Consider the following 5,617-nt stretch of genomic DNA (forward strand, 5'->3'; position numbering starts at 1 on the left):
AATGTGGCGAGTCGCTGGCCGTGGCGTTCTCGTGCAAGAAGCGAGGATTCTGCCCGTCTTGCACGGGCCGGCGCAGATCCTCATGCCCGACGGTGGCTTCGACACGAACGCCGACGACCACAACCCCGCGACCGGCCTGCACGCGATCGCGGCGGTCCTGCGCCACGCCGCGTTCCACCCCGACAAGCACATCTGCGTGTTCGGCCACACCGACACCGTTGGCAACAACGCCGACAACCTCACGCTCTCGAGCGAGCGCGCAACCAACGTGCTGCACCTGCTCACCGGCGACGCCGACGCCTGGGCCGCGCACTGCCATGAGCACTTCGAGATCGCCGACGTCCAGCGCGTGTTGCTCTGGATCGCTCAAACCAAGGGCTGGGACACGGATCCCGGTCCGATCGACAACGACTTCGGCAACCTGACCCGCACCGCCCGCTTCAACTTCCGCGAGCGGATGAACCTGGACTACGGCACCGCGCTAAAACAGGGCACCAAGACGAGGCGCCGATGTGCCACGTGACCCCGACCAAGTCGGGCACCCTCCTGCAGTGCACCGACGAAGGGGGCCCGGGCGATCCTCTGACCTGGGCCGCCGTCAAGGTCTGTGGACCCGGGTGGTGCCACGATCTGCTCGCCTACGACGACTGCAACGACTACAACAGCACCGAGATCCAGTTTGAAGATGTGACCTGCTACGACCTTATTTAGGACCGGTGATCAGGGGCACTCGTCAGGGCCGATCTCCGGCCACGCGCCGTTGCCGTCGTCGCGCGCGTCGCCGTCGTAGTCCTCGTCGACGAGGACCGAGACCAGGCCGAGGTCGCGCAGCGCACAGCTGTTGTCGAGGTGATAGCCAGTGACGGTCGGCGCGAATGGACTCGGGGTCGCAAACAGCGGGTCGATGCTGACGTTGCCCGAGGCGAGCACGTAGGCGTTGCCGTCGAGGGCGTTGACCTCGGCGGCCGTGTCGGCACAGACTGGCCAGTCCTCGTGTTCGACGAGGCAGTCGCCCCCGGTCACGAAGTCGTTGTTGCGCAATTCGAACTCGCGGTTGACGAAGTTGCCGCCCTCGTAGACCACGCCCTTTCCGGCCCAGCTCTCGACGTAGAAGATGTTGTCGAGCAGCAGCGGCGGGATCATGTTGGCGTTGGAGAAGGTCGCGATGCGCATCGCCGCGTCGCCATGGCGGAGGTAGCACAAGTTGTTGGCGAAGGTCAGGTTGGCAGGGTCGCCGCTGTTGCAGTCGAGGGTGTAGGCGCAGCCGATCGTGCAGGCGGCGTTGCTCCCCGAGTAGCCGGCGAAGAAGAAGTTGTTGCGGTAGACTGAGCCGATGTTGTCGGCGGTGGCGATCGCCGATGAGTAGTTGTCCTCGAGGCAGCGGGGGTCGTCACCGTCGAAGGCGCAGACGTGGACCTCGTTGCGTTCGACGGTTGCGGCGACGTTGCCCTCGAACAGCAGGCCGTAGGTCTTCCACTCGCTCGACCCGCCGATGATCGTGTTGTCGCGCAAGTTGATGTCGCTGCTGCCGTTGTTGTTGGGCGAGAACGCGTGGATGCCATAGGCCTGGCTCTCGCCGACCGAGATCCGCACGCTGTGACCGCCGAGGATCAGGTCGTTGTTCTCGGCGATCAGCTCGCCATAGGACAGCTTGATGCCGTAGGTCGCCATGCGGATCGGGTTGTCGGGGTCCGCGTTGCCCGAGATCAGCGCGTTGTCGGTCACGGTCGCGTCGGCGTATGAGAGCAGGATGCCGTGATGGTTCCCGAGCGAGGTGTCGCCGGGTCCGCCGACGATCTCGTCGTTGCCGCTGATCAGCGTGCCCGGACCGCTGCTGGCCACGTAGATCCCGGTCGCGCCGCCACAGGGGGTCGTGCAGCCGGCGATGAGGGTGTTGCCGGTGATGTGGATCGGCTGGTCGACGGCGTGGATCCCGATGCCGCCGTAGGGGCCGCCGACGATCTCGGGGTTTTGATCGATGCTGACCGGGGTGTTGGCTGGGAAGTCGCCGCTGACCACGACGCCCGAGCCAGCCTGGCCAGCCTCGGTCGTGCCGTAGACGGTGCTCCCGGTGATGCTCAACGCCATGCCCTGGACCTTGACGCCGCTGCGGGCGAAGGCCAGGCGGCCGCCGTCGATGGTCGCGTTGGTGATCGTCGCGCCGGTGAGGGGGTCGAGGTTGGTGTTGCGCAGCTCGACGCCGACCGTCGCGCTGCCCTTGGTCACGCCGATGACGTCGCTGCCGGTGATCGTCGCGCCGTTGATGGTCACGCTGTCGACGGCCTCGGTCCGGACGCCGGTCGAGGTCGTGGCCGCGTTCTGGACCCCTCCGCCGGTGATGGTGCCGCCGGTGATCGTCAGCGCGCTGGCCTCGCCGTGATCGACGCCGACGGCGTGGCGCGAGACGCCGCCGTGGATCGTCGACTGGCTGATGCTGGTCTGGCCGTAGCCGAGCGTGCCCGCGAGCACGCCCGCGCTGGCACCCTGCCCAGTCACGGTCCCAGCCTCGATCACGACGTTGGTCAAGGTCATCGAGTTGCGGCCGAGGTGCTCGATGCCGTAGCTGTTGCTGGCGGTCCCACCATGGATGCTGGCCCCGTCGACGCTCAGGGAGGCTGGGGTGACGCCCGCGGCGATGCCGAGGCCAGCCGACACGCTGCTCGCTCGCGGCGGCCGCAGCTCAGTCAGGCCGTCGATGAGGATGGTCCCGCCGTTGCCCGGGCCGATGTAGACGGCGTAGGCCCGGGTCGCGTAGACCCCGGGTTCTAAGGGTTCGACGATGACGTTGCGGACCGTCGCGTTCGCCGAGCCCGAGATGTAGATGGCCTCGTCGTACTGAGGCTGGTTTTCGTTGTTGATGAGCCCGTCGAGCTGGACGCGGAACCCGTCGAGGGTCGCGTCGGTCACGGCGCCGAACCACTCGACGGGCTGGAGGTAGTGGTAGATGACCGTGTTGTTGGTCTCGGGGTCGGGGTTACGGGGCGCGACGAAGGTCGGCTCGTGGCCGCCGAAGACATCGTATCCGCTGCGCATCGAGACCTGCTCGAAGTAGGCGTTGCCCGCTCCGGCCACGCGGATAGGCGAGCTGATCGAGTTGATCAGCGCCGTGCTGATCGTGCACCACGGCCGGGACACGGTCCCGCACTGGTCGTTGGGGATGCACGTATCCTTGGAGACGTAGGGGCCATCGCAGGGGATCGGGATCGTGCACGCGTTGGTGCACTCGTCATCGTCGACGTCGTTGCCGTCGTCGCAGGCCTCGCCTGGATCGACGATCTGGTTGCCGCACTCCTCGGAGATACAGGTCGGACTGCAGCCATCAGCGGCCATGTTGTTGCCGTCGTCGCAGCCCTCGCCGGGCCCGACGAGGCCGTCGCCGCACACGGCATCGTTGCACGCGAGGGTGCACTCGGCGTTGTCGTCGTTTTGCGGGCCGTTGTCGCACTCTTCGTTGTTGGCCCAGACGAAGCCGTCGCCACAAGTAGCGACCGTGCACGCGAGGGTGCAGTCGCCGGAGTTGGCGTTGTCGCCGCCCTCGTCGCAGGCCTCGTCGTCTTGAAGGTAGCCGTCGCCGCAGCTCTCGAACCGGCACTCATCGGTGCAGCCGTCGTCGTTGTCGCCGTTTTGGCCGTCGTCGCAGTCTTCGTTGTCCTGAACGACCATGTCGCCGCAACCCTCGAGCTCGCAGGTTGAGCTGCAACCATCGTCGTCGTTGGCGTTGCCGTCGTCGCAGGCCTCGTCAGGGCCGAGGAAGGTGTCACCGCAGACGTTGTCGGCGCAGTCGTCGAGGCAGGTGCCCATCGGGCCGTTGTCGGCCCCGTTGTCGCAGGCTTCGATGCCCTCGTAGACCAGCCCGTCACCACACGCGGCGATCTGGCACGAATTCGTGCAACCGGCGGTGTCAGCGTTTTGGGGCCCGTCGTCGCACGCTTCTTGTTGGTCGAGGGGCAGGGGTTCGCCGGCTCCATCCTCGACCTGAACGTAGCTGTCGCCGCAGGTCGCAATCGCGCAGGTGTCGAGGCAGCCGTCGCCGTTGTCGTCGTTGGCGTCGTCGCACTGCTCGCCGTTTTGGGCCTGCAAGACCCCATCGCCGCAGCTCGTCGGGGCGCACGCGTTGGTGCAGGCGTCGTCGTCGTCGTCGTTGCCGTCGTCGCAGCCCTCGCCGGGCCCGACGTAGCCGTCACCGCAGACGTTCTCCTCGCAGCTGTCGAGACAGGCCGAGTTGGGCCCGTTGTCGGCTCCGGCATCGCAGGCCTCGCCAGCTTGGATGATGCCGTCGCCACACGCCGGGAGCGTGCAGTTGTTGGTGCACGCATCGTTGGGGATCGCGTTCCCGTCGTCGCACTCTTCATCGGCCTCGAGCACGCCGTTGCCACACTCGGCCTCGGGCTCGTCGCCATCACCATCGCCAGTGGTCGCGGGGTCACCGTCGCCGTCGCCGGTGGTTCCGGTGTCTTCGGTATCGGTTTCGGCCCCGCCAGACTCGGTGTCCGTCGCCGTCATCGCGGAGTCGGCAGAGACTGTGTCGTCGGTGCAGGCCCCCACGAAGATCGCCAGGCAAGAAAGGCTCGATCGCAGCAGGATTCTCGACATCCCGCGAGGATAGTCAGGCGCGCGACATCGTCAAGCCTCAGGACGATTGGGGTGCATGGCGCGAGTCAGGAATTCGCTCCACGACACCTCGATCGGCGTGGTGACGCGTGCGCGACTTCCCGGTGGGAGCCCGCCGCTGGGGTCATGGGATCTCGTCGGTGCTGTGGGGTAGGGGGTGTTCGGCAAGCTCAGCTACGTCCACCTGGCGGCCTGAGATCATGGGTCGCCACGCGAGTGTTCTCGAAGTACAGCTCGACGCTCTTGGAGCCGACGCGCGCGAGCAACTGCTTGCCGATCAGGCGCCACGGCGCGGAGTAGCGGGCACCCCCGACGAGGGCGTGGCAATCACGCTGAAGCATCGGCTGACGCCACGTGATCGGCTCCCAGCGGAGCGTTGGCAGCGGGAGCATCTTGGACCTCTCAATCGCTTCGAAGACCTCGAGCGGTCGCTTGTGCGTGGTCCCGTGCTTGCGCTGACCGGCGACCTCGAGCACCCAGTTTGTCAGGCGAGGATTGAGCACGGTGACGTCACGCTCCGCGCCGATCGTGGCCATGAAATTGTGCTTGATGTAGCCGACCCCCGACTCGACCTTGCCCTTCTTCTCGGGGTTGTAGGGCGGCGTCGGATCGACTTGGAAATTGTAGTAGCGCGCGAGCTCGCGGTAGCTGCGGTTGAGGACGGGCCCGCATGAGTAGGACTGTCGTCGGAATCGACATTAATCCCCCAGCACCCAAGACGAGCGTGTTGCGGTTCTTTTCTTCCCAGTTTGCACCGGCCGCTGTGTCAGGGCTATGCGATGGGCTACGACCGCAAGCTGTGTGCCGACGTGCTCGACGCGTTCATCGTGTCGTTGCGCCGCTGGCTATCACGGCGTGCTCGCTGCCAATGCCCGGGCGTGCAGGGTCACAGCACGCTCGCAGCACATGCGACCGAGGGGCCAGCGGGAGGTTAGCCGCAATCCCGCAATCCCGCAATCCCGCAATCCCGCAATCCCGCAATCCCGCAATCCCGCAAGAGAAGGTG

General features: G+C 66.4%; 4 protein-coding genes. 2 read left to right on the forward strand and 2 right to left on the reverse strand.

Annotated features, from left to right (window positions below):
• Positions 1 to 523, forward strand: a 523-nt coding sequence (locus DB30_RS39895; protein ID WP_146662807.1) for an OmpA family protein, incomplete at its 5' end; no start/stop codon positions are given.
• Positions 511 to 711 carry a hypothetical protein gene (locus DB30_RS39900; RefSeq protein WP_052559283.1) on the forward strand — a complete coding sequence of 67 codons (201 nt, stop codon included), beginning with the start codon at positions 511 to 513 and terminating at the stop codon, positions 709 to 711. The genes DB30_RS39895 and DB30_RS39900, both read left to right, overlap by 13 nt.
• Positions 712 to 720: 9 nt before the next feature.
• Here DB30_RS39900 and DB30_RS39905 read toward each other — a convergent pair whose 3' ends face one another.
• Together DB30_RS39905 and DB30_RS39910 are read right to left on the reverse strand one after the other, a co-directional pair.
• On the reverse strand, positions 721 to 4,593 hold the full coding sequence (locus tag DB30_RS39905; protein WP_146662809.1) for a DUF4215 domain-containing protein: 3,873 nt from the start codon (positions 4,591 to 4,593) through the stop codon (positions 721 to 723).
• A gap of 188 nt (positions 4,594 to 4,781) precedes the next feature.
• Positions 4,782 to 5,147 (reverse strand): Mu transposase domain-containing protein, encoded by a 366-nt coding sequence (locus DB30_RS39910; RefSeq protein ID WP_052559287.1) that lies wholly within the window; start codon positions 5,145 to 5,147, stop codon positions 4,782 to 4,784.
• Between the last annotated feature and the right edge of the window lie 470 nt (positions 5,148 to 5,617).

This window comes from Enhygromyxa salina (assembly GCF_000737335.2).
Lineage (GTDB): Bacteria > Myxococcota_A > Polyangia > Nannocystales > Nannocystaceae > Plesiocystis > Plesiocystis salina_C.